The following is a 24,900-nucleotide window of genomic DNA, read 5'->3' as shown; positions in this document are numbered from 1 at the left end:
GCGTGAATTACGTGCACCAAGGCACCTAAGGGGACTACCAAATGCGCACCAAGCTTTTTGCAGGCGTGGCTTTTGCCGCGCTGATGATTCCGGCGAGCGCCTTCGCGCAATCGACCGGCTCGATCGACTTTGACGAGGGTTCGGAAATCGTCGTGACCGGCGTTCGCACGGTTGGCGTGGCCGGCATCGAAGCGCCTGATTCGTCGAAGGCCAAGGCAGTGCTGACGCAGGAATATATCGCGCGCCAGAACCCGGGCCAGACCATCCTCGACACGATCAACACGGTGCCGGGTGTGAGCTTCCAGAACAACGACGCATATGGTTCGTCGGGCGGCACGCTCACGATCCGTGGCTTCACCAGCGATCGCATCTCGCTGACCTTCGATGGCGTTCCGCTGAACGACACGGGCAACTATGCGATCTATTCGAACCAGCAGATCGATCCGGAGCTGATCGAGCAGGTCAACGTGAACCTGGGTTCGGGCGACGTCGACAGCCCCACCGCTTCGGCAGTCGGCGGCACGGTCAACTATCGCACCAAGACCCCGGACAAGCAGTTCAGCCCGATGCTCTCGGGCTCGGTTGGCCAGTTCGATTTCATGCGCATCTTCGGCAAGGTCGAAACCGGCGAGTTCACCTCGTGGGGCACCCGCGCATTCTTCTCGGCCTCGACCGCTTCGAACAAGAACCCGTTCAACAATTACGGCAAGGTCAAGAAGCAGCAGTATAACGGCAAGATCTATCAGCCGATCGGCAGCAGCGGCGACTTCATCGCGCTCTCGGGCCATTATAACGAGAACCGCAACAACTTCTTCGGCTCGCTGCCGCTGCGCAACGACACCACGCAGAGCGTGACCAACACTGCCCCCCGCACGGTTGGTGCGCTCTCCGGCAACCGTTTCCCGGCAAATGCCGACGAGCGCGAATATCTGATCAACTATCCGTGCACGATCGCAGCGGGTCGTCCCGGCGTCGCCGATACGACGAACGCTTGCGGCACCGAGTTTGATCGCCGCTACAACCCGTCGAACACCGGCAACGTCCGCATCAACTCGCGCTTCACGCTGGCGGATGGCCTCGTCCTCACCGTCGATCCGAGCTTCCAGTATGTGAAGGCAAACGGCGGCGGCACGGTCACCGCGCGCGAAGCGGGCCGTGACGTCAACCCGACCGGCGGCGCTGCAAACTGCACCACCGTGGTGAGCGGCGCTGGTGTCAACTGCCAGCCCGGATATTGGGGCGGTTCGCCCTATTTCGGCCGCGACCTGAACGGCGACGGTGACATTCTCGATCAGGTGATCGCGATCGCCCCGAGCCAGACCCGTACGCGCCGCTGGGGCGTGATTGCCGGCCTGCGCTGGGATATCGCCGACGATCACACGGTTCGTGTCAGCTTCACGCATGACTATGGCAACCATCGCCAGACCGGCGAAGTCGGTCAGGTGCTGATCAACGGCGAGCCCGCGGACGTTTTCCCGGTGAACAATCCGCTGCTCGGCGCGAACGGCGTTGCTCCGCAGAAGCGCGATCGTCAGTCGTTCGCGATCCTGGACAAGGTTTCGGGCGAATATCGCGGCGAATTCGGTGATCTGACGGTCAACCTCGGCATCGCCGCGCCGTTCTACAAGCGCGACCTGAACCAGTATTGCTTCACCAGCTCGGCTTCGGGCTTCGTCGAATGCCCGGGCCGCGGCTCGGCGCTGATCCCGACGATTGCCGCGCTCAACCCGACCTGGGCTCTGCCGCAGCGCCGCGTCTATAACTACAGCAAGGTGCTGCCGAATGCCGGCGTGGTGTATCGCATCACCCCGCAGGTCAGCGCGTTCGCCAGCTTCGCGCAGGGCCTCTCGGTCCCGGGCACCGATCCGCTGTACAACTCGCTCTATCTGGCGGCGGGCGCCCCCGGCACCCAGCCGAAGCCGGAAACGACCGACAGCTTCGACGGCGGCCTGCGCTACCGTTCCAGCAAGGTCCAGGCGCAGCTCTCGGGCTGGTACACGCAGTACCACAACCGTCTGGCCTCGGCGTACGATCCGGTTGCCAACGAAACCGTCTATCGTAACCTGGGCGAAGTGAAGAAGTACGGCATCGATGGCTCGATCGCCTTCCAGCCGATCGATCAGATCGCGCTGTATGCCTTCGGTTCGTGGAACAAGAGCGAGATTCGCGACAATGTGCAGACCGGTGCGGCGACCTTCGCTCCGACTGCGGGCAAGCGTGAATCGGGTTCGCCGATCTACAATTACGGCGTGATGGCGCGCGGTAATTTCGATGTCTTCGAGATCGGCTTCACCGCCAAGCGCACCGGTGAGCGCTATGTGTACGACACCAACCTTCCGGTCTGCAGCGGGGCGCCCGCCGCCGCTACGCCGACGGTGTGCACGTCGGCGACCAACCGCGTCGTCTATCCGGCGAAGACCCCGGCTTACTGGCTGGTCAACCTCGACGCCCGCGTCGGCCTGGAATGGGCTGGTCTGAACGACAAGACCTATCTCCAGCTCAACGTCTACAACCTGTTCGACCAGTTCTATGTCGGCGGGTTCAGCGGTGGCCTGGTGCAGTCGGGCAGCCCGCCCTTCGTGCAGATCGGCGCGCCGCGCACGGTCAGCGGCACGCTCGTCGTCGCTTTCTAAGCAACGACCTTCGGGCAGTACGAAGCCGCCGCCCCAGCGATGGGGCGGCGGTTTTCGTTTGCTCAGGCGGCGGGGCGGCGCTTGGCGTAGATCGAGTTGATCGGCCGCGCGAAGATGCGGCGCACCATCGGCTCGAAGAATTCCAGCGGCTCGCTTCGATAATCCGGATCAAAGGCGGCCTGATCGTATTTCTCGCAAAATTCGCGGCACGCGTCGAAATGCGGATGCCCGCGAAATGCCTCCCGCGCGTCGCGATCCAGCCCGAGATAGTGGAAGAAATAATAGCCCTGGAATGCGCCGTGCTTCTCGCAGATCCAGTGCAATTCCTCGCTGACGAAGGGGCGCAGGATCGCGGCGGCGATATCGGGGTGATTATAGCTGCCCAGCGTATCTCCGATATCGTGGAGCAGCGCCATCACGACATAATCCTCGCCGCGCCCATCGCGGTGCGCACGCGTCGCGGTCTGGAGCGAATGCTGGAGACGATCGATCGGGAAGCCCCCGAAATCGCCGTCGAGCAGTCTCAAATGGGCGAGCACCCGATCGGCCAGGCCCCCGGCAAAGCCCGCGAACTGGCCGCCGATGATGTTCCAATCCTCCTGCGTGCCCTCCGCCATCGCCGTGAAGCGCGCGCGTTCGCTCCCACCTTCGACCTTGTCCTGCATCGGGCCTCTCCTGTCTTTGCGTGAACCTAACCCTCTTTGCTGCGCTTTGTCAGCGGTGTTAGAGGAGCGATGTGGCGAACCCAGTCCATTCCGCGCGGCAATTGATGCCGGCCCCGATCCGCGATCCCAGCCTGCTCTCGCGTCCCTTCTTCGAGGACAAGGCGCGGGCCTTCTGGATGCTGCAGGCGATCGGCTGGAGCGGTTATCTGTTGCTCCGCACCGTCTCGTCGATCTCCGGCGGGATCACCGTGGAAGGCGTGATCGCCGCGATCATCGAATCGATCGTCGGCTATTGCCTGACGCTCCTGCTCTCGACGCTCTACGGCTATTACCGGCGGATGCCGCGCATCACCGGCATCCTGCTGACGCTCGCGACGCTGGCGCTGGCAACGGTGATCTATGCAGTTCTCGATGCGTTCACCTTCAGCTTCATCAAGCTGGCCGAGCCGGGAATCAGCGTTCCGCTCGTCATCGCTTCGCTGTTCCTGAACTTCACCGTGCTCGCGGGCTGGTCGGCGCTCTATTTCGGGATCAATTTCTATCTGATCGTCGAGCAGCAGATCGATCAGATGCAGGCGCTGGAGATGCAGGCCAGCCACGCCCAGCTTGCGATGCTGCGCTACCAGCTCAATCCGCATTTCCTGTTCAACACGCTCAATTCGATCTCGACGCTGGTGCTGCTGAAACAGACCGAGCGCGCCAACGTCATGCTCAGCCGGCTATCGGCGTTCCTGCGCTATACGCTGGCGAACGAGCCGACCGCGCATGTCACGCTCGCGCAGGAGGTGGAAACGCTCCAGCTCTATCTCGAGATCGAGAAGATGCGCTTCGACGAGCGGCTGCGGCCGCATTTCGACATCGACCCGCGCGTTGCGAAGGCGCGGCTCCCTTCGCTGCTGCTCCAACCTTTGGTGGAAAACGCGATCAAATATGCGGTGACGCCGCAGGAAGAGGGCGCCGATATCACCGTCACGGCTCGGCTCGCCGGAGAACGGGTGCAGATCAGCGTATCCGACACCGGACCCGGATTGATCGAACGCCAGCCGAGGCCGACCCTTTCAACTGGCGTGGGGCTCGCCAATATAAAGGAACGGCTGGCGCAGTCCTTCGGGGCGGACCACCGTTTCGATTCGCATTCGAACCCGGGGCAGGGGTTCAGCGTTGAGATCGAAATCCCGTTCCAGATCGAGGAACCGAACCGAGAGGCCGCATGACCATCCGAACCATCCTGGTCGACGACGAACCACTGGCCATCCAGGGCCTGGAACTCCGCCTTCAAGAGCATGAAGACGTGGAGATCATCGACAAATGCTCGAACGGCCGCGAGGCCATCCGGGCGATCAAGACGCATAAGCCCGACCTTGTCTTCCTCGACATCCAGATGCCCGGTTTCGACGGCTTCTCGGTCGTTCAGGGGCTGATGGAGGTCGAGCCGCCGCTCTTCGTGTTCGTAACTGCCTATAGCGATCACGCCATCCGCGCCTTTGAGGCGCAGGCGATGGATTATCTGATGAAGCCGGTCGAGCCCGCGCGGCTTGCTGATACGCTTGATCGGGTCCGCCAGCGCCTGACCGAAAAGCGCGGCGTGGAGGAAGTCGAGAAGCTGAAGGAAGTGCTCGCCGAAGTGGCACCCGACGCGGCCGACGAGATGGCGGCTGCCGATGGCGGCGAAATGGCTTCCAACCGCTTCGAGAAGCTCATCAACATCAAGGATCGCGGACAGATCTTCCGCGTCGATGTCGATACGATCGAGCGGATCGACGCCGCCGGCGACTACATGTGCATCTATACCGGCGACAATACGCTGATCCTGCGCGAGACGATGAAGGATCTGGAGAAGCGCCTCGATCCGCGGCGATTCCAGCGGGTGCATCGCTCGACCATCGTCAATCTCGATCTGGTCAAGCAGGTAAAGCCGCACACCAATGGCGAGTGTTTCCTGGTGCTCGATTCGGGCGCATCGGTGAAGGTCTCGCGCTCGTATCGCGACGTGGTGGCGCGTTTCGTCCACTGACCGGAAGGGCCACTATTTCCCCATGCCATCGCGCGGGTCGGGTGCATTGACCGTGTAGAGCGAATATGGACATTGGCGTAGGAGGAGCGCCCGTGACCAAGTTCGAGACCTTCGCCTCGCTTCATGTGCCCGGCGAGCCCCTTATCCTGTCGAACATATGGGATGCAGGCAGCGCCCGGGTGGCGGAACAGGCGGGAGCCAAGGCGATCGCCACCGGCAGCGCGGCTGTCGCGGCGGCGCATGGCTATAGCGACGCGGAGGAAATGCCTCTCGATCTCGTGCTGGCCAACGCAGCACGGGTGGCCCGCGCGACCTCGCTGCCGGTCAGCATAGATTTCGAAGGCGGCTATTCGACCGATCCGCAACAGACCGCGACGAATGTATCCGCGCTGGCCGATACGGGCGCGATCGGCTGCAATATCGAGGATCAGATCATCGCGACGCACGGCACGCAGGGCCGCACGATGCACAGCATTGGCGATCAGGCCGCGCGCATCGCGGCGATCACCGCCTTTGTGCCCGATTTCTTCGTCAACGCCCGCACCGACATCTTCCTGATCGCCAAGCCCGGCACGCATGACGATGCGATGGCCGATGCCGCGATCGAGCGGGGCAAGGCCTATGCCGATGCGGGTGCGCACGGCTTCTTCGTGCCCGGCCTCGCCGATCTCCGCCTGCTGGAGAGGATCTGCGACGCTGTGCCGCTGCCGGTGAACTTCATGGCCTTTCCCGGGGCTCCGGATGCGAAGGCGGTGGCGGCAACCGGCATCGCCCGAATCAGCCATGGCCCGTTCCCCCATAGGCTGGCGCTCAAGGCGTTCGAGGACGCCGTTCGCGCAAATTCCTGCGTCCTGTGAAGCCCTTCGCGTACTCAGGTGTTTGACGCCCGGCAGAAACACCATCACTGCTGAAACTTCATAGGAGAGCGCCCAACATGCCGGATTCGAAGCCGATCATCCCAGTAATCCTGTCAGGGGGATCGGGTACGCGCTTGTGGCCGATGTCGCGCGCCGAACGGCCCAAGCAGATGCTGGCGCTGACCGCGGAGCAGACGATGCTCCAGCTTACCGCGCAGCGCGCGGCGGGCGAGCGCTTCGCGAAGCCGATCGTGGTCGCCAACGCCGCGCATGCCGATCTGGTCGATGAGCAGCTGGCTGCAGCCGGGGCGGCGGCCGAGGCGCTGATCCTGGAGCCGATGGGGCGCAATACCGCGCCGGCCATCGCGCTGGCGGCAATCGCGGCGGGCGGCGGTGCGAACCCGCTGCTGGTGATGCCGTCAGACCATGTCATCGCCGATGTCGCGGCGTTCCACCGCGCGATCCAGGCGGCGCTGCCTTTGGTCGAGCAGGGCTGGCTGGTAACCTTCGGCATCGCGCCCGACGCGCCCGAGACCGGCTATGGCTATATCAAGATCGGCGAGGCGATCGGAGAGGGCGTGCACCGCGTCGATCGCTTCGTTGAGAAGCCGCCGCGTGAGGCGGCGGAAGCGATGCTGGCGTCGGGCGACCATGCCTGGAACGGCGGTATCTTCCTGTTCCGCGCAGACAGCTATCTGGAAGCGCTGGCCGCCTATGCGCCCGAAATGCTGGCCGCCGCGCAGGATGCGATGGCCAGGGGCAGGAGCGAGGGAGCACGGATCTGGCCGGCCGCGGAAGCCTTTGCCGCCAGCCCGTCCGACTCGATCGACTATGCCGTGATGGAAAAGGCGCCTCAGGTGGCGGTCGTGCCGGTCGAGATGGGCTGGAACGATGTGGGCAGCTGGGATGCGCTGCACGCGATCAGCGACCCGGACGCAGGCGGCAATGTGCTGCGCGGCGACGTGGTGGCGATCGACACCGCCAATTGCATGGTGCGGGCCGAGGGCGGGAAGCGCGTGGCGCTGGTCGGGGTTACCGACCTGATCGTGGTGGCGGATGGCGACGACATATTGATCCTGCCGCGCGGCCGCAGCCAGGACGTGAAGACGATCCTGGCTGCGATGGAGAAGTAGGGGATTTTCGCACGCCGAAGCGGCATGCCCGGCGGCACCCTGCTTGGCTCCGGTTCCCCGCTTTCGCGGGGATGACCGCTATTCGATCCGGATGGATCAAACGCTAGCCGATCAGCGCCTCGGCCTGATCGAGCACCGATTTGAAGTCCGCGACCAGCGCCTGATACGGTGCCGGGCTGGTCATATCGAGGCCCGCGCGCTTCAGGATATCCACCGGATAATCCGATCCGCCGGCCTTCAGCACCGACAGGAAATTGTCGCGCTCCTTCGCGCCGCCCTTGAGGATCGACTGGGTGAAGAAGGTCGCTGCCGAGATGCAGGTGGCGTACTGATAGACGTAGAAGCTGTTGTAGAAGTGCGGGATGAACGCCCATTCGTTGGCGTAATCCGCCTCGAGCCCGAGCCTGGGGCCGTGGTAGCGCTTGAGCAGATCGAAATAGATCGCGTTGAACTTCGCGCCCGACATGCCCTCGCCGGCTTCGGCCTTGTCATGCGCGATCAGCTCGAACTCTGCGAACATCGTCTGGCGGTAGAAGGTGCCGCGATAATTCTCCATCTGCTGGCCGAGATAGAAGAGCTTCTCTTCCTTGGTCTTGGCGTTCTTGAGCATGTGCGCGACGAGGAGCTGTTCATTGATCGTCGAGGCGATCTCCGCGAGGAAGATCGGATAGCCCGATTTGTCATAGGGCTGGGCCAGCTTGGCCAGCACCGTGTGCAGCGCATGGCCCCATTCATGGGCATAGGTGCTGAGCCCGTCATATTTGTTCGACAGGTTGAGCAGCAGATAGGGGTGCACGTCATAGGCGCCGGGGCTCATATAGGCGCCGGGGCGCTTGCCGGGACGGGGCCAGGGATCCTGCCATTTCGCCGCGGTCGCCTGGGCGATGCGGGACTGATAATCGGGGCCGAGCGGCCTGACCGCCTCCAGCGTCAGCGTGCGCATCTGATCGAGGGTGAAGGTCCGGTCCAGCGACACGAGCGGGGGATAGATGTCGTAATAGGCAATGTCGGGCAGGCCGAGCATCCGGCGACGCAACTCGAAATAGCGATGGAGCTGGGGCAGTCCCTTGTTGGTCTCGGCAACAAGCGTGCGATAGACCGATTCCGGCACGTTGCTGCCTGACAGGGCACGCGCAAGCGAGGACGGATATTTGCGCGCCTTGGCGTAGAAGATGTCGCTCTTGAGCTTGGCGGCATAGCTTGCGCCGAACGAGTTCTTGAACTGGCCATGCGCCTGCCAGAAGGCGGCGAAGACGGCCTTGCGATCGTCGCGGTTCGGCGCGTCCCGGTTGAGCGTATAGCCCTGGCTGTCGAGCCGGACTTCCTTGCCGGTGGAGAGCTTGATGGTGGGCCAGGGGATATCGGACGAGCGGAGCTGGCCGCTGATCTCGCTGGGGCCGGAAAGCGGCGAGCCGACCGATGCGAGGATCGATTCGCCCTCGGGCGTCAGCGTATGCTCGGCCTGGCGGATGGTGTCGCGCAAATCGAAGTCAAAGCGCGACTTGAGCGTCGCGTTGGCGGCGATGAAGCGCTCGATCTTGTCCTTGCCGAGCGTCAGCAATTCGGGCGTCGCCCAGGACGATGCCTCGCCGAACGCGGTGTAGAGATCGCGCGCCTGGGCGAGCTTTTCCTGATTGGTCGCGACGCGGACATCCTCGTCGCCCTTGAGCGACGCATAGGTGTAGATCCGGCCGATCTGGCGGCCGAGATCGGACTGGAGGACCATCGCCTCGGCGAGGACATCGGCGCTCTCGCCCAGCCGGCCCTTATATCGGGTGATGCCCGGGATGGCGGCGAGCGCGGCCTGGCGGGCGGCTTCCCATGCCGCTTCGTTGGGGAAGATTTCGGTGAGGTCCCACATCGGACCGGTGCCGCCCGCTTCCTGGGCCCAGGCGGGCGCTGCGGTGGCGAGGGTGAGGAGCGCGGCGGTGGTGAGCGCTTCGCGGCGCGTGACTTCGGTCATTCGGCTTCCCCTGGGAAGGCGCCGGTAGGCTCAGCGCGGGTTGAAGCCGGTAATCTGTCGCGGGATCGCCGCCAAGGAAAGCGTTTTGTTACGCCAATACACCGGGAGGTTCAGCGTCTGGGGGCCACGACCCAGTCCCGCTTGGCGCGGCGCTGCATCGGGGCACGGCAATATACGCAGATGCTGGTATAATTTCCTTCCTCATCCTTGCGGACGTGCCGGTAAGAGCGCTCATGCTTGCCAGCGAGGCAGCGGAACCGCCCGGTAATCCACTGAAACACCATTGTCTCCCCCAGCTGGCGGAAGGTTCGGGTAATTGCCGCACCGGGTCAAGCGCGTATCTGCCATTTTGAGCATGTAGAAAGGGCCGGGAACGAATCCCGGCCCTTCCTTGATTGCCAGCCAGAGGCTGGGCGGTCTGGATGCGGTCCCGGCAAAGCCGGGACTCGCCGGTCGGCCCGACAACCGCAGGCCGTTAGCGGATCAGAAATCCATGCCGCCCATGCCGCCCATGCCGCCGCCGCCCATGGGCATTGCGGGCTTGTCTTCCGGCAGCTCACTCACGGCCGCCTCGGTCGTGATGAGCAGGCCGGCGACCGAGGCTGCGTTCTGCAGCGCGGTGCGGACGACCTTGGTTGGGTCGATCACGCCGGCCGAGACCAGGTTCTCATAGGTGTCGGTCGCGGCGTTGAAGCCGAGCGTCGGATCGTTGCCGTCGAGCAGCTTGCCCGAGACCACGGCACCGTCATGGCCAGCGTTTGCCGCGATCTGGCGCACCAGAGCGGTCAGCGACTTGCGGACGATGTCCACGCCGCGGGTCTGATCTTCGTTCGCTCCGGTCAGGCCCTCGATCGCCTTGGTGGCGTACAGCAGAGCCGTGCCGCCGCCGGGGACGATGCCTTCTTCAACGGCTGCGCGGGTTGCGTGCAGCGCGTCGTCGACGCGGTCCTTGCGCTCCTTCACTTCGACTTCCGAAGCGCCGCCGACCTTGATCACGGCCACGCCGCCGGCGAGCTTGGCGAGACGCTCCTGGAGCTTCTCACGGTCATAATCGCTGGTGGTGACTTCGATCTGCTGGCGGATCGCATCGGTGCGGCCCCGAATCGCATCGGCTTCACCCGCACCATCGACGATGGTGGTGTTATCCTTGTCGATCGAGACGCGCTTGGCCGTGCCGAGCATGCCGAGGGTGACGGACTCGAGCTTGATGCCGAGGTCTTCCGAGATGACTTCGCCCTTGGTGAGGATCGCGATGTCTTCGAGCATCGCCTTGCGGCGATCGCCGAAGCCGGGAGCCTTGACCGCCGCGACCTTGAGGCCGCCGCGCAGCTTGTTGACGACGAGCGTGGCCAGAGCCTCGCCCTCAATGTCTTCCGCGATGATCAGGAGCGGACGGCCGGTCTGGACGACTGCTTCCAGGATCGGGAGCATCGCCTGCAGGTTCGACAGCTTCTTCTCATGGATCAGGATGTACGGATCGGCGAGCTCGACCGTCATCTTCTCCGGATTGGTGATGAAGTAGGGCGACAGATAGCCGCGGTCGAACTGCATGCCCTCAACCACGTCGAGCTCGAATTCGAGACCCTTGGCTTCCTCGACGGTGATGACGCCTTCCTTGCCGACCTTCTCCATCGCTTCTGCGATCTTCTGGCCGACTTCGGTGTCGCCATTGGCCGAGATGATGCCAACCTGTGCGACTTCCGACGAACCCGAAACCGGCTTCGAACGGGCCTTCACGTCCTCGACGACCTTGGCGACGGCGAGATCGATGCCGCGCTTCAGATCCATCGGGTTCATGCCGGCAGCAACCGACTTCATGCCCTCGCGAACGATCGCCTGGGCCAGCACGGTGGCGGTGGTGGTGCCGTCACCGGCAACGTCGTTGGTCTTCGAAGCGACTTCGCGGACCATCTGCGCGCCCATATTCTCGAACTTGTCCTTGAGCTCGATTTCCTTGGCGACGCTCACGCCGTCCTTGGTGATGCGGGGCGCACCGAACGACTTGTCGATCACGACGTTGCGGCCCTTCGGGCCCAGCGTGACCTTGACCGCATCGGCGAGGATATCGACGCCGCGCAGGATGCGCTCACGCGCGTCGCGGCCGAATTTTACGTCTTTGGCTGCCATTTAAAATCTCCATTCGTCATCCCGGCGAAAGCCGGGATCTGGTGCGGCTCGGTGCCGCGCTTGAGGCCTGAGATCCTGACTTTTGTCAGGATGACGGGATCGTCAGCCGACGATCCCGAGGATGTCGCTTTCCTTCATGATCAGCAGGTCTTCGCCGTTGATCTTGACCTCGGTGCCCGACCACTTGCCGAACAGGATGCGGTCCCCGGCCTTGACGTCGAGCGGGGTGATCTCGCCCTTGTCGTTCTTGGCGCCGGCGCCGGCGGCGACGACTTCACCTTCCTGCGGCTTTTCCTGGGCGGTGTCGGGGATGATGATGCCGCCGGCGGTCTTCTGCTCGGCTTCGACGCGGCGTACCAGCACGCGGTCGTGCAACGGACGGAAGTTCATTGCTGTGGTTCCCTCTCAAAATGATGGTTTGGCACTCACCGGAGTCGAGTGCCAGCAGCCCGCATATGTGAAGCCCGCAGGGGAGCGTCAACCGCGCAAGGAACAAAATTTAATCCGGGAGCATGCCCAGCCGCGCGCGCCAATGCCAGCGCCAGAGCAGCAGCACCGATACGCACAGCAATCCCACGGCAAGGCCGGTCCAGATGCCGACGCCCTGCCACCCAAGGCCAAAGCCAAGCGCGATCGCCGTGCCGAAGCCGCCGATCCAATAACCTAGCCCGGCGATGACCATCGGTACGCGCGTATCCTGGAGCCCGCGCAGGATCCCGGCGCCGACCGCCTGCGCGCCATCTACAAGCTGGAAGATCGCGGCGAGCACGAGATATTGCATCGCCAGCGCCACGACCCGGGCATTCTCCGGCGCGTTCACATCGATATAGGCCGAAATCAGCAGCCTGGGGCTGAGCCAGATCGCGGTGGCGGTGACGGCCATCACGCCGATGCCGAGGAACAGGGCGGCGCGCCCGGCGCGCGCGATCCATGCGTGATCGGCGGCACCATAGGCCATGCCGACGCGGATCGTAGCCGCCTGGGCGATGCCGAAGGGGATCTGGAAGGCGACGGCGGCGATGTTGAGTGCGACGGCGTGCGCCGCGACCTCCGCCACGCCGATCAGCCCCATCAGGACGGCAGCACCGCCGAACAGCGCACCTTCGAAGAACCAGGTGAACATGATCGGCGTCCCGATCCGGATAATGTCGCGGAATCGCGACCATTCGGTGCGCCACCAGCGACCGAACAGGCGGAAACGCCGCAGGCGGCGATCGGTGACGAGGATCAACGCGTAAGCGAGCATCATCGCCGTCATCGTGATCACGCTGGCGAGCGCCGACCCTTCGAGCCCGAGTGCGGGGAAGCCCCAATTGCCGAAGACCAGCAGCCAGTTTGTCAGGACGGCGACGCCGAGCGCCACCGCCGTGACGCCAAAGACCCAGAAGGGCCGGCCGAGCGCCGCAGCGGTCGTGCGCATCACGCCCGCCGCCACGCCGGGCACGACCGCGAACAGGATGATGTCGAGGAAGGCTCCCGCGCGGTCGGCGACCTCGGGATTCTGCCCGGCGAGCAGCAGCAACGTCTCGCCATGCGCGAGGATCAGAATGACCGGGACCGATCCCGCGGCGGCGACCCACAAGGCCATGCGAAAGCTGCGGCGCACTTCGCGCACTGCATGGGCGCGGCGGCCGAGCTCGGCGGCGATGATCGGTGCAGCGGCGCTGGTGAGGCCGATCAGCGAATAGAGCAGGATGTTGAACAGGAAGACGCCGAGCGTCGCGGCGGCAAGCTCGACCGTGCCAAGTCGCGCGACGAAGATCACATCGACTGCGGAGACGGCCATCTGGAGCAGGTTCGCGCCGACCAGCGGCCCGGCGAGCCAGGCCAGCGCGCGCAGCTCGGCCTTCAGGGTGGCGGGCGCGGGGGCGGTGACGGCAGTGGACGGGATGGAGGAAGACATGACGGCGCGGTTAGAACGTTCGGCCCGGAAAGGGAAATGCAGCACCCGCATCCGTATTGCCGGGACAGGACACTGGCCGCTATGACGGCAGGACCGGCCTCTGCCGGGACGAGGAGACCGAAGTGAAGCTGGTTCGTGGCGCCTGGAATATCCTGGTGGGGATCAAGGACTTCCTCGTCCTGGTCTTCATGCTCTTGTTCTTCACGGCGCTGTTCGCGGCGCTGTCGCACAAGCCTAACAGCGCAGGCGTGCGCGATGGAGCGCTCGTCGTGGCGTTTGACGGCGTGCTGGCCGAGCAGCCACGCGAGCCCGATCCCTTTGCCGGCATCGGCGGCACCGGCAGCGTGACGAAGGAACTGCGCCTGCGCGACGTGCTGCGCGCGCTCGACGTGGCGCGGACCGATGACCGGGTAAAGGCCGTCGTGCTCGATATGGACCGCTTCCTGGGCGGCTATCCGGCTGCGGTGAGCGAGGTCGCCGAAGCGGTGGGCAAGGTGCGCGCGGCGAACAAGCCGGTACTGGCCTATGCCACCGGCTATAGCGACGACGCCTATGCGATCGCGGCCAATGCCAGCGAGATCTGGGTGCATCCGATGGGCGGGGCGCTGTTTGCCGGACCGGGCGGCACCAGCCTTTACTACAAGGGCCTGATCGACAAGCTCGGCGTCAACGCGCACATCTACAAGGTCGGCAAGTTCAAGTCGGCGGTCGAGCCCTACATGTTGACCGGCATGTCGCCCGAGGCGCGCGAAGCGAACGAGGCGCTGTACGGATCGCTCTTCGACCAATGGAAGGCGGCGATTGCGAAGGCGCGGCCCAAGGCAAAGCTGGCGGACTTCCTGAGCAAGCCCGACGAAGCCGTGGCGGCGGCGCGCGGCGATATCTCGCAGGCCAATCTGGCGGCGGGGCTGGTGGACAAATTGGGTGACCGGCTGGCCTTTGGCAAACGCGTGGCGGAAATCGCCGGCGCGCCATCGGGCAAGCCGGCGGGCAATTTCAACGCGATCCGGTTCGCCGATTTCGTCGCGGCCAATCCGGTACCGCGCGGGGGCGACGAAATCGGCGTGATCACGGTTGCGGGGGAGATCGTCGATGGCAAGGCCGGGCCGGGAACGGCGGGTGGCGACACCGTATCCGCGCTGCTGCTGAAGGGGTTGGCCACAAGGAACCTGAAAGCGCTTGTGGTGCGCGTCGATTCGCCGGGCGGATCGGCAATGGCTTCCGAGCAGATTCGCCAGGCGGTGCTCCAGGCCAAGGAGCAGGGGCTACCGGTGGTGGTCTCGATGGGCAGCCTGGCCGCGAGCGGCGGCTATTGGGTATCGACGGCGGGCGACACGATCTTTGCAGAACCGGACACGATCACCGGTTCGATCGGCATATTCGGCGTGCTGCCGACCTTCGAGAAGAGCCTAGCCAAGATCGGCGTGACCACCGACGGCGTGCAGACCACGCCGCTTTCGGGCCAGCCCAACGTGATGGGCGGGACCAACGCGGTGACCGATCGTATCCTGCAATCGGCGATTGAGCAGGGCTATCAGCGCTTCATCAGTCTGGTCGCGGGCGCGCGCAAGATGACGCCGCAACGGGTGGATGAGATCGGGCAGGGGCGCGTCTGGATTGGCGGCGTCGCGCACCAATTGGGTCTAGTGGACCGGTTTGGCGGGCTTGCGGCAGCGATCGAGGAAGCCGCGCGGCGCGCCAAGCTGGATCCTGCCAAGGTCCGGCCGGTATATCTGGAGAAGGAGCCTTCGGGCTGGGTCAAGTTCTTCAACGACATGACCCGCGAGGAGCGGAAGGACAATGACTGGACCGATGCGCCGGGCGGCGAGGATGCCTTTGCGCGGATCGCGACCGGTCAACGCGCGACGGTGATGCAGGCGCTCGGTGATGCGCGACGGATGGCGCGGGGCGGCTCGGTGCAGGCGCGCTGCCTGGAATGCGCGGGGCTTGGCCCGGTCGCGGTCCGGGCCGAGGACCGCAGCCTGTTCGAGCTGCTCCTGGCGAAGATCACCGGATGATCGCGATACGGGCGGCGACGCCGGAAGATGCGGGTGCGATCGCGGCGATCTATGCGCCGCACGTGCTGACGGGGACCGTCTCGTTCGAGACCGAGCCGCCCGACGCGCGCGCGATGCGCACGCGAATGGGCGCGAGCGAGGGGCTGTATCCCTGGATCGTCGCGACGAACGGCGATCCGACCGGCGGGGTGATCGGCTATGCCTATGCCACGCGGTTCCGCGACCGGCCAGCGTACCGCTATGTCTGCGAGACCTCCATCTATATGGCCGATGTGGCGCAGGGGCAGGGGGCAGGGCGGCTGCTCTACGACGCGCTGATCGATACGCTGCGTGCGCAGGGGTTCGTTCATGCGATCGGCGCGATCGCGCTGCCCAACGAAGGATCGATCAAGTTGCACGAATCGGTCGGCTTCCGCCGTGCGGGCGTGTACCGCGAAGTGGGGTTCAAGCATGGCCGCTGGATCGACGTGGGCATCTGGCAGGCCGAACTGAACGAGCCGAGCGTGCCGCCGGTGGAGCCGCGCAAGTTCAGCGATGTGGGGGTGGTGCGCGACTGACTCTGCCCGGGCGGATGTCGCAACCATTTCTCAAACAGATTGCAGTAGCGCCGGGGCATGGAAGTCGAGCAGAGTATCCGCGTCGATCGCGCTCACAAGCTGATCGAGGTGCGCATCGGCGGGTTTGTCACCCCGGAAGATGCAAGCTGGCTCGGCGAGCAGGTGCGCGAAGCGGTGCGCTCCTTCGGCGATGATATCGGCCAGCACCTGACGCTCTACGACACCAGCGACGTGCCCGTGGTGCCGCCTGCGACGATCGAATTGCTGCAGCAGACCTTCGCGAACCCCACGGTGCGCCAGATCTGGGCGCGCAAGATTGCGTTCGTCGTCGGCACCGCGCTGACGCGGCTGCAGGCGCAGCGCCTGCGCGAGGTGCGGCCAGATATCGGCATATTCGACGACCGCAAAAGCGCGATCGACTGGCTGCTGAACTGAAGCCGCTAGGTGGGCGTGCGATACGCTGGCAGGCCGAGCTTCCAGTAAATGGCGGCGCCGCGCAGCGAGAAACCGGCGGTGGCCGCGATCAGCCCGGCGATGAAGGTCGGCATGCCGGCAAGCGTCAGCGCGACCTGGAGGACGGCGGCCAAGGCTCCGGCGGTCACATATAGCTCAGGGCGCATCAGGATCGAAGGTTCGCCCGCGAGCAAATCGCGGATGATGCCGCCCGCGCAGGCGGTCAGCGTGCCCATCAGCACTGCCGGAATCGGCGGAATGCCATAGCTGAGCGCCTTGGCCGCGCCGAATGCGGCATAGGCGGCGAGGCCTGCGGCGTCGAGCCAGTCGAACACGTTGCTCGTCCACCAGCGATGCGGGGTGAACCACATCGCCAGCGCGATACCCAGGCAAAGCCCCGCGACGCTGGGATCATGGACCCAGAATACCGGCGCGCCGATCAGCAGATCGCGCGTCGTGCCGCCGCCAACGCCGGTGATCAGCGCGAAGAAGGTGAGCGTGACGAGGGTCTGCCCGCGCCGGGCCGCCGCGAGCGCACCCGTCGCCGCGAATACGGCGATGCCGAACAAGTCGAGCCAGGGCAGGATGGGTCCGAGACGTTCGGCTGCGGCAATAGGGTCCATCGCCTGCTTTTCAGGCTTTGGCGTGCCCCCGTCAAACGCTAGAAGGCGGAAATGGATCGCACACCGCCGCCGCTCATCGCCATTGCCATCCTCCTGGCCGCGCTTGCAGGCTTCGTTGATGCGATCGCCTTCACCAGCCTGGGCGGCTTCTTCGCAAGCTTTATGAGCGGCAATTCGACGCGGCTCGGGGTCGGGCTGGGCGGCGGCGGCATGTATGAAGCGAGCATGGCGCTCGCGCTGATAATGAGCTTCGTCTGCGGCGTGATGCTCGCCGCCGTGGTTTCGCGCGCTTACGCCGCGAATGCCCGCGAGGCCACCATGGTGGTGGTGACCCTGCTGCTCACCGTCGCCGCGGTGCTCGCGACGCTCCATCCCGGGCCGTTGGTGCTGGTATTTCTCGCCATGGCGATGGGATGCGAAAACGGCGTGTTCAATCGCGACGGCGCCCCCGCATTCGGAGTGACCTATCTCAGCGGAACGCTGGTGCGTGTCGGCCAGAAGGCGGCGAATGCGCTGATGGGTGACAAGGACCGCTGGGGCTGGGTGCCTTATCTGACGCTGTGGCTGGGCTTCGTCGCCGGCGTGGTGATGGGCGCCGCCAGCCAGTTCCGCTGGAGCTGGAACGCGCTCTGGGCGGCGCCGGTGGCGGCCGCAGTGCTCACCTACGCATTGCGCCGCGTGCGCGCCGGATAACGCGCGCCCGACCCATCCGCGGACCTATTTGGTCTTCGGAGCCTTCATCTCTCGACCGTTCTGGTGGAGCACTGCGCCATCGACCTTGCCCGAAGCGTCGCGGGTAAAGACGATCTGGGCGTCGACTTCCTTGAAGAAGAAATGATCCGGGCTTTCGGCATGTAGCTCGAGCGGACCTTGCCGCGTCGCCTGGACAATCAGCTTTCCGCCTTCGACGCGGGTGACGAAGCCGAAGCTTGGGCTGACGTCATAGGTGCCAACATAGGTCTGGAGCGATGCAGGGGCGAGCGTGATCGCCTTGCGCTCGCTGGAGAGCGTCACCGTGCCGCCGCGTGCGAGCGTCATCAGTGACTGGCCGAGCCGCGTCGGCGCGCCGCCGTTGAGATTGCCCAGCACGACGACGGTCAGCTTCGATGACGGATCATAGCCGAGCCAGGTATTGAACCCTTCGATCCCGCCGCCATGCGATATCAGCGTCTGCCCATCCTTCGTGCCGACGGAAACGCCCAGCGCGTAATCGTTCTTGAACGGTGTGGTCAGCATCTTGAGCGATTCGGGCTTGAGCAATTTGCCGCCAAACAGGCCCTGTTCCCATTTGAGCAGATCGCGCGTGGTGGAATAGAGCGCGCCTGCGCCCTGGGGCACCGACATATCCACATAGTCGGCGTTGACCACACCCTTGGCGGACGGCGCGTAGCCCGACGCGCGGCGCGGCAGGACCTGCGCATGGCTGTCATAACCGGTATCCGCCATGCCCAGCGGCTTGAGGATATTGTCCCCGACAAAGGCAATATAGGGCTGTCCGCCCGCTTGCTCGATGATCTGCGTGAGCAGGATATATCCCGAATTCGAATAGCTCATCTTCTCGCCCGGCGCGAATTCGAGCGGTTTGCCGCTGAAACGAGCGATGAGCGACGGAAGCGTGGCGGGAAGCGTCTTGGTCTTCTGGAAATCGTCGAACGCCGTGAGATTGGGGATGCCCGAGCTGTGGGTGAGCAGATGGAAGACGGTGACCTTGTCCCACGCGGCGGGCGCGTCGGGCAGATAGGTCTTCACCGGCGCATCGAGCGTTACCTTGCCGCGCTCCACGAGCAGCATGATCGCGACGGCGGTGAATTGCTTGGTGACCGAACCCAGGCGGAACTTGGTGTCGCCGTCATTGGGGATCTTCCATTCGAGATTCGCGGACCCGTACCCCTTGTCGAGCAGGATCTTGCCGTCCTTCGCGACGAGCACGGAACCCATGAACTCGCCCTTGTCCGCGTCGGCGCGGACGATGGTGTCCATTCGCGACACATCCTGCGCGAAGGCGGGGGTGGCGAGCGTGACCGCCGCGATGGCGATGATGAAATGACGCATGTTATCTCTCCCTGTGTGTTATATGCATAACACGCATGGAAGAGCCGGGCAACGATCGCGGCTCAGCCGTCATCCCGGCGAAAACCGGGACTTCATGCGGCTCCGTCCCGCTCCGAAATGCCTGAGATCCGGGCTTTCGCCCGGATGACGGGACGAACTAGACGTGGATGGGTTTCCCGAGAACCGCCATCGAGGCTTCCTTGATCGCCTCGCTGTGCGTCGGATGCGCGTGGCAGGTATAGGCGATGTCTTCGCTGGTCGCGCCGAATTCCATCGCCTGTGCGACCTGCGCGATCATCGTGCCGGCGGGCACGGCGATCATCCAGGCGCCGAGCACACGATCGGTCTTGGCGTCGGCAATCACCTTCACCCAGCCATCGGGCTCGTGGTTGGTTTTGGCGCGGCTGTTGGCAGCCATCGGGAACTTGCCGACCTTGACCTCGCCGCGTTCCCTGGCCTGCTCTTCGGTCAGCCCGACGCCGGCGATTTCTGGCCAGGTATAGACGACGCTCGGGATGACATCGTGGTTCACGATGCCGGTGAGGCCGGCGATGTTCTCTGCCACCGCGATGCCCTCATCCTCGGCCTTGTGCGCGAGCATCGGGCCGGGGACGACGTCGCCGATCGCCCAGATGCCCGGCGTGGCGGTCTTGAAGCTGTGATCGATCTCGATCTGGCCACGCTGGTTGGTGGTCAGGCCGGCGGCTTCGAGGTTGAGGCCATCGGTGTTGGGACGGCGGCCGATCGAGACGAGCACGGCGTCTGCCTCAAGGGTTTCCGCAGCACCGCCCTTGGCGGGCTCGAGCGTCAGGGTGGCCTTGCCGCCGTTGACGGTGGCACCGGTCACCTTGGTGCCGAGCTTCAATTCCATGCCCTGCTTCTTGAACAGGCGGCTCGCTTCCTTGCGGATGTCGCCGTCCATGCCGGGGAGCAATTGATCGAGATATTCGACCACGGTGACCTTGGCGCCGACACGGCGCCAGACCGAGCCGAGCTCGAGCCCGATCACGCCGCCGCCGATCACGACGAGGTGGCCGGGGACCTTGTTGAGCTCGAGCGCGCCGGTCGAATCGACGATCACCTGCTTGTCATTATCGACCTCGACGCCCGGCAGCGGGGTGACCGACGAGCCGGTGGCGATGACGATGTTCTTCGCCCGCACGGTGCGGCCGGCGACTTCGACGGTGTCCTTGCCGGTGAATGACGCGCGGCCCTTCAGCCACTCGACCTTGTTCTTCTTGAACAGGAACTCGATGCCGCCGGTCAGGCCCTTGACCGCGTCCTTGCGCTGGCCCTGCATCGCTTCGAGATCGAGCTCGACGCCGGCAGTCTTGACGCCCAGCTTGGCGAGCTTGCCGCTGGCGGCTTCCTCGAACAGCTCGGAAGCGTGGAGCAGCGCCTTGGACGGGATGCAGCCAACGTTGAGGCAGGTGCCGCCCAGCGTCTCGCGCGATTCCGCACAGGCGGTCTTGAGCCCGAGCTGCGCCGCGCGGATCGCGGCGACATAGCCGCCGGGGCCGGCACCGATCACCAGGACGTCGAAGTCGTATTCAGCCATTTTTCTTCTCCAACGTCATGCCAGCAAAAGCTGGCATCTCATGCGGCGGAAAACGCTCGTGTGCCGCGCGAGACCCCAGCTTTCGCTGGGGTGACGGGTTAAATCACAGGTCGATCAGCAGACGGGTCGGGTCTTCGATCGCGTTCTTTAGCGCGACGAGGAAGGTGACCGCTTCCCGGCCGTCGATCAGGCGGTGGTCGTAGCTGAGTGCCAGGTACATCATCGGGCGGATCACGATCTGGCCGTCGCGGACGACCGGGCGTTCCTCGATGCGATGCAGGCCGAGCACTGCCGACTGGGGCGGATTGATGATCGGAGTCGACATCAGCGAGCCGAACACGCCGCCGTTCGAGATGGTGAAGGTGCCGCCCTTCATCTCGTCCATCTTGAGCGTGCCTTCCTTGGCGCGCTTGCCGAAATCGCCGATCGTCTTTTCGATGCCGGCGACCGAGAGGTCCTGCGCGTCGCGGATGACCGGGACGACGAGACCCTGCGGTGCTGAGACCGCGACCGAGATATCGGCGTAATCGTGATAGACGATCTCGTCGCCTTCGATGCTAGCATTGACGGCGGGGATGTCTTTGAGCGCCATTACGGCGGCCTTCACGAAGAAGCCCATGAAGCCGAGGCGGACGCCGTGCTTCTTCTCGAACAGATCCTTGTACTTGGCGCGCGCTTCCATGACCGCGGTCATGTCGACATCGTTGAAGGTGGTGAGGAGCGCGGCGGTGTTCTGCGCATCCTTGAGGCGGGTCGCGATGGTCTGGCGCAGGCGCGTCATACGCACGCGCTCTTCCTTGCGGCCACCGGCCGTGGAGGCGGGGACGGGCGATGCGGCGGGTGCAGGTGCCGGCGCGGGGGCAGCCGGCTTGCTGCTGGCGGCGGCGACCACGTCTTCCTTGGTGATGCGGCCGTCCTTGCCGGTGCCCTGCACGGTCGCGGGATCGACGCCATGCTCCAGCACGGCGCGGCGCACCGACGGCGAAAGCGCGGCAGCCTCGACTTCGCGAACCTGTTCGCCCGGGCCGGTTTGCGTGCCGTCCGTGGCGGGCGCAGGCGCAGCTGGAGCGGAGGCAGGGGCAGCAGCGGCCGCGCCCTCTGTGACCGTAGCGATCACGGCGCCGACCGAGACGGTGTCGCCGACCTGGACCAGATGATCGCCCATCACGCCCGCGACGGGGGAGGGGACCTCGACCGAAACCTTGTCGGTTTCGAGCGAGGCGATCGGCTCATCGGCCTTCACGGGATCGCCCGGCTGCTTGAGCCATTCGCCCAGCGTCGCTTCGGTGATCGATTCGCCCAGCACGGGCACGGTTACGTCGCTCATTTTCAGGCCTTCCGAGTACGGCGGATTTCTTCGCGGACATTATGGCCGAGCGCGTCGGCGACGAGCGCGGCCTGTTCCATCTGGTGGCGCTTCATCAGGCCCGTTGCGGGCGATGCGGCGGCGGCGCGGCCGGCATAGCGCGGACGCTTCGGCGCGACATCGGCATCGATCAGGCACTGTTCGATCAGCGATTCGACGAAGAACCAATAGCCATTGTTCTTCGGTTCCTCCTGCGCCCAGACCACTTCTTCCACATTGGTCATGCGCTTGAGGCGGACCGTCAGCGGGTCGCCCGGGAAGGGATAGAGCTGCTCGATGCGGACGATCGCGGTGTTCTTGTCGCCCGCCGCGTCGCGCGCCTCGATCAGGTCATAGGCGACCTTGCCGGTGCAGAGCACCAGGCGCTTCACGTCCTTGTCGGCGGGGGCCGAGGGATCGGAGAGGATACGGCGGAACTGGCTGTCGCCTTGGAACTCCGCAGCCGTGCTCACCGCCATCTTGTGGCGGAGCAGCGACTTCGGCGTCATTTGCACCAGCGGTTTACGGAAATTGCGGTGCATCTGGCGACGCAGAAGGTGGAAATAATTCGCCGGGGTCGTGATGTTGACCACCTGCATATTGTCCTGCGCGCAGAGCTGGAGGAAGCGCTCCGGGCGGGCCGAGCTATGTTCGGGCCCCTGGCCTTCATAGCCATGCGGCAGCAGCATCACGAGCCCGTTGGCGCGCAGCCACTTGGCCTCGCCCGAGGCGACGAACTGATCGATCATGATCTGCGCGCCATTGGCGAAATCGCCGAACTGCGCTTCCCAAAGCACCAGCGTCTTGGGGTCGGCGCCGGCATAGCCATACTCGAAGCCGAGCACGCCATATTCGGAAAGCGGCGAATCGAGCACTTCGAAATTGCCGTGCGGGATCGTCTGGAGCGGTACGTACCTGTGCTCGTCCATCTGATCGATCCAGACGGCGTGGCGCTGGCTGAACGTGCCGCGGCCCGAATCCTGGCCCGACAGGCGGACGCCATAGCCTTCCGAGAGCAGCGAGCCGAAGGCCAGCGCCTCGCCGGTCGCCCAGTCGAAATTCGTGCCCGACTTGAACATCTCGCGCTTCGCATCGAGCACGCGCCCCAGCGTCTTGTGGATCGCCAGATCGCCCGGAACCTCGGTGAGGGTGCGACCGAGGCTGTCGAACAATTTCTTCTCGATCCCGGTCTCGACGCTGCGGCGGGCGCTTTCGGCGTCGCCGGGAGCGCTCAGGCCCGACCAGCGGCCGGCGAACCAGTCCGCCTTGTTTGCCAGATAGGATTTGCCCGCTTCGAACTCGCCTTCGAGCAGCTCGGTGAACTGGGCGACCTTCTGGGCGGCAAAGCCATCGTCGATCACACCCTGCGCGATCAGGCGCTGGGCATAGACTTCGCTGACGCCGGGATGGTTTTTGATCTTGGCGTACATCAGCGGCTGGGTGAAGCTCGGCTCGTCGCCTTCGTTATGGCCGTTGCGGCGATAGCACCACATGTCGATCACAATGTCGCGCTTGAAGGTCTGGCGATATTCGATCGCGACCTTGCAGGCGAAGGTGACGGCTTCGGGATCGTCGCCATTGACGTGCAGGATCGGCGCCATCACGCCCTTCGCCACGTCGCTCGGATAGGGCGAGGAGCGCGCGAATTGCGGGCTGGTGGTGAAGCCGATCTGGTTATTGATGACGAAGTGGATGCAGCCGCCGGTATTATAGCCGCGGATGCCCGAGAAACCGAGGCATTCCCAGACGATGCCCTGGCCCGCAAAGGCCGCGTCGCCATGGATCAGCACCGGCAGTACCTGCTCGTGCTTCTCCAGATCGCCGCGGACGGTCTGCAGCGCGCGCACCTTGCCGAGCACGACCGGGTCGGCGGCTTCGAGGTGCGACGGATTTGCGACCAGCGACATATGGACGTTGACGCCGTCAAACTCGCGGTCCGTGCTGGTGCCGAGGTGATATTTCACGTCGCCCGAACCGGCCACGTCATCGGGGTTGGACGAACCGCCGCCAAATTCGTGGAAGATAACGCGGAACGGCTTTGACATGACGTTGGCGAGCATGTTCAGGCGGCCGCGATGGGCCATGCCATACACGATCTCGCGGACGCCCTGCTGGCCGCCATATTTGATGATCGCTTCCATCGCCGGGATCATCGCTTCGCCGCCATCGAGGCCAAAGCGCTTGGTGCCGACATATTTCTTGGCGCAGAAGCGTTCCCACTGCTCCGCCTCGATCACCTTGGACAGAATCGCCTTCTTGCCATCGGCGGTGAAGGTGATCGCCTTGTCCTTGCCTTCCATCCGGTCCTGGAGGAAGCGGCGCTCCTCGACGTCCGCAATGTGCATATATTCGAGGCCGACATTGCCGCAGTAATTGCGGCGAAGGATGTCGACGATCTCGCGGACAGTGCCCCATTGCAGACCAAGCACGCCGCCCAAATAGATCGGCGTATCGATCTGATCGTCGGTGAAGCCGTGATACTCGGTCTTGAGATCCTCGGGCAGGTCCTGCCGGGCCAGGCCCAGCGGATCGAGATTGGCGGCAAGATGCCCGCGCACGCGATACGTGCGGATCAGCAGCATCGCACGGATCGAATCGCCGGCCGCCTTTGCGATATCGGCTTCGGAAACCGCGGCCTTGGCCGCAGGTGCGGGCGCGCCGCCCTTTGCGGGCTTCGGCGCAGGCTCCATCTGCGTGGGATCGAGCGCGGCCGTGAGCGCGTCCGTTTCCGTCAACGGCCAGTTGGCCTGCTTCCAGCTCGGGCCCTGCGCCGTATTTTCGAGACCCTCGAACCAGGTTCGCCAACCGGCCTCAATGGAGCCCGGATCGGCCTTGTAGCGCTTGTACAGCGTCTCGACGAAGGCGGGGCTTACGCCGCCGGCGATGTCGTCAAAGTCGAGGCCCTCATAGCCCATCACGTTCTTCCTTCGTCACCCCGGAGAAGGGCCGGGGTATCTGCCGCGTATCATCCCGGCTCTCGCCGGGACCACGGCTATAGA

General features: G+C 64.7%; 19 protein-coding genes. 9 read left to right on the top strand and 10 right to left on the bottom strand.

Annotated elements, in window-relative coordinates; all coding sequences use genetic code 11:
• Nucleotides 1-41: 41 nt before the first annotated feature.
• Entirely contained in the window at nt 42-2,633 is a 2,592-nt protein-coding gene (locus tag SSO01S_RS14865; RefSeq protein WP_066800322.1) for a TonB-dependent receptor, read from the top strand.
• A 62-nt stretch (nt 2,634-2,695) separates the two neighbouring features.
• On the opposite strand, the gene SSO01S_RS14860 is transcribed toward SSO01S_RS14865, so the two are convergent.
• Entirely contained in the window at nt 2,696-3,298 is a 603-nt protein-coding gene (locus tag SSO01S_RS14860) for an HD domain-containing protein (protein ID WP_066800318.1), read from the bottom strand.
• A 104-nt stretch (nt 3,299-3,402) separates the two neighbouring features.
• Here SSO01S_RS14860 and SSO01S_RS14855 point away from each other — a divergent pair, with 104 nt between their 5' ends.
• The 4 genes from SSO01S_RS14855 to SSO01S_RS14840 all read left to right on the top strand — a co-directional run bounded on the left by SSO01S_RS14855 (nt 3,403) and on the right by SSO01S_RS14840 (nt 7,302).
• Entirely contained in the window at nt 3,403-4,512 is a 1,110-nt protein-coding gene (locus tag SSO01S_RS14855) for a sensor histidine kinase (RefSeq protein ID WP_066800316.1), read from the top strand.
• Nucleotides 4,509-5,312 (top strand): LytR/AlgR family response regulator transcription factor, encoded by an 804-nt coding sequence (locus SSO01S_RS14850; RefSeq protein ID WP_066800314.1) that lies wholly within the window; start codon nt 4,509-4,511, stop codon nt 5,310-5,312. Before SSO01S_RS14855 ends, SSO01S_RS14850 begins: the two co-directional genes overlap by 4 nt.
• Nucleotides 5,313-5,404: 92 nt before the next feature.
• On the top strand, nt 5,405-6,169 hold the full coding sequence (locus SSO01S_RS14845) for an isocitrate lyase/PEP mutase family protein (RefSeq protein WP_066800505.1): 765 nt from the start codon (nt 5,405-5,407) through the stop codon (nt 6,167-6,169).
• 77 nt (nt 6,170-6,246) lie between these two features.
• Entirely contained in the window at nt 6,247-7,302 is a 1,056-nt protein-coding gene (locus SSO01S_RS14840; RefSeq protein ID WP_083943134.1) for a mannose-1-phosphate guanylyltransferase/mannose-6-phosphate isomerase, read from the top strand.
• Between the two features lie 103 nt (nt 7,303-7,405).
• Here the strand turns inward: SSO01S_RS14840 and pepF are convergent, their stop codons facing one another.
• From pepF to SSO01S_RS14820, 4 genes are all read right to left on the bottom strand, one after another.
• Complete coding sequence (gene pepF / locus SSO01S_RS14835; protein ID WP_066800310.1) at nt 7,406-9,265, bottom strand: oligoendopeptidase F; 1,860 nt, start codon at nt 9,263-9,265, stop codon at nt 7,406-7,408.
• Between the two features lie 483 nt (nt 9,266-9,748).
• The gene (gene groL, locus SSO01S_RS14830) at nt 9,749-11,392 is read right to left on the bottom strand and encodes a chaperonin GroEL (RefSeq protein WP_066800307.1); all 1,644 of its coding nucleotides are present in this window, start codon (nt 11,390-11,392) and stop codon (nt 9,749-9,751) included.
• A 102-nt stretch (nt 11,393-11,494) separates the two neighbouring features.
• Nucleotides 11,495-11,782, bottom strand: coding sequence for a co-chaperone GroES (groES, locus tag SSO01S_RS14825; RefSeq protein ID WP_066800304.1), 288 nt, complete (start codon nt 11,780-11,782; stop codon nt 11,495-11,497).
• 109 nt (nt 11,783-11,891) lie between these two features.
• Nucleotides 11,892-13,295: an MATE family efflux transporter gene (locus SSO01S_RS14820; RefSeq protein ID WP_066800502.1), complete on the bottom strand. Its 1,404-nt coding sequence runs from the start codon at nt 13,293-13,295 to the stop codon at nt 11,892-11,894.
• Between the two features lie 122 nt (nt 13,296-13,417).
• On the opposite strand from SSO01S_RS14820, the gene sppA reads away from it, so the two are divergent.
• The 3 genes from sppA to SSO01S_RS14805 are packed head-to-tail and all read left to right on the top strand — an operon-like array spanning nt 13,418 to nt 16,305.
• On the top strand, nt 13,418-15,313 hold the full coding sequence (gene sppA / locus SSO01S_RS14815) for a signal peptide peptidase SppA (RefSeq protein ID WP_066800501.1): 1,896 nt from the start codon (nt 13,418-13,420) through the stop codon (nt 15,311-15,313).
• Entirely contained in the window at nt 15,310-15,870 is a 561-nt protein-coding gene (locus SSO01S_RS14810) for a GNAT family N-acetyltransferase (protein WP_066800301.1), read from the top strand. The genes sppA and SSO01S_RS14810 overlap by 4 nt, the downstream gene beginning before the upstream one ends.
• 57 nt (nt 15,871-15,927) lie before the next feature.
• Nucleotides 15,928-16,305 carry a hypothetical protein gene (locus tag SSO01S_RS14805; protein WP_066800299.1) on the top strand — a complete coding sequence of 126 codons (378 nt, stop codon included), beginning with the start codon at nt 15,928-15,930 and terminating at the stop codon, nt 16,303-16,305.
• Nucleotides 16,306-16,310: 5 nt separating this feature from the next.
• Here the strand turns inward: SSO01S_RS14805 and SSO01S_RS14800 are convergent, their stop codons facing one another.
• Nucleotides 16,311-16,946 (bottom strand): trimeric intracellular cation channel family protein, encoded by a 636-nt coding sequence (locus SSO01S_RS14800; protein ID WP_066800297.1) that lies wholly within the window; start codon nt 16,944-16,946, stop codon nt 16,311-16,313.
• 51 nt (nt 16,947-16,997) lie between these two features.
• Between SSO01S_RS14800 and SSO01S_RS14795 the strand changes: the two genes are divergently transcribed.
• Complete coding sequence (locus SSO01S_RS14795) at nt 16,998-17,639, top strand: YoaK family protein (RefSeq protein WP_066800294.1); 642 nt, start codon at nt 16,998-17,000, stop codon at nt 17,637-17,639.
• A 24-nt stretch (nt 17,640-17,663) separates the two neighbouring features.
• On the opposite strand, the gene SSO01S_RS14790 is transcribed toward SSO01S_RS14795, so the two are convergent.
• The 4 genes from SSO01S_RS14790 to SSO01S_RS14775 all read right to left on the bottom strand — a co-directional run bounded on the left by SSO01S_RS14790 (nt 17,664) and on the right by SSO01S_RS14775 (nt 24,816).
• Nucleotides 17,664-18,998, bottom strand: coding sequence for a serine hydrolase (locus SSO01S_RS14790; protein ID WP_066800291.1), 1,335 nt, complete (start codon nt 18,996-18,998; stop codon nt 17,664-17,666).
• 157 nt (nt 18,999-19,155) lie between these two features.
• Complete coding sequence (gene lpdA / locus SSO01S_RS14785) at nt 19,156-20,556, bottom strand: dihydrolipoyl dehydrogenase (RefSeq protein ID WP_066800283.1); 1,401 nt, start codon at nt 20,554-20,556, stop codon at nt 19,156-19,158.
• Nucleotides 20,557-20,659: 103 nt separating this feature from the next.
• Nucleotides 20,660-21,883: a 2-oxoglutarate dehydrogenase complex dihydrolipoyllysine-residue succinyltransferase gene (gene odhB / locus SSO01S_RS14780; protein ID WP_066800280.1), complete on the bottom strand. Its 1,224-nt coding sequence runs from the start codon at nt 21,881-21,883 to the stop codon at nt 20,660-20,662.
• A gap of 2 nt (nt 21,884-21,885) precedes the next feature.
• Nucleotides 21,886-24,816 carry a 2-oxoglutarate dehydrogenase E1 component gene (locus SSO01S_RS14775; protein ID WP_066800279.1) on the bottom strand — a complete coding sequence of 977 codons (2,931 nt, stop codon included), beginning with the start codon at nt 24,814-24,816 and terminating at the stop codon, nt 21,886-21,888.
• Nucleotides 24,817-24,900 lie beyond the last annotated feature (84 nt).

This window comes from Sphingomonas soli NBRC 100801, from assembly GCF_001591025.1.
Classification (GTDB): Bacteria; Pseudomonadota; Alphaproteobacteria; order Sphingomonadales; family Sphingomonadaceae; genus Sphingomonas; species Sphingomonas soli.
This window is presented reverse-complemented; position numbering and strand designations above follow the sequence as displayed.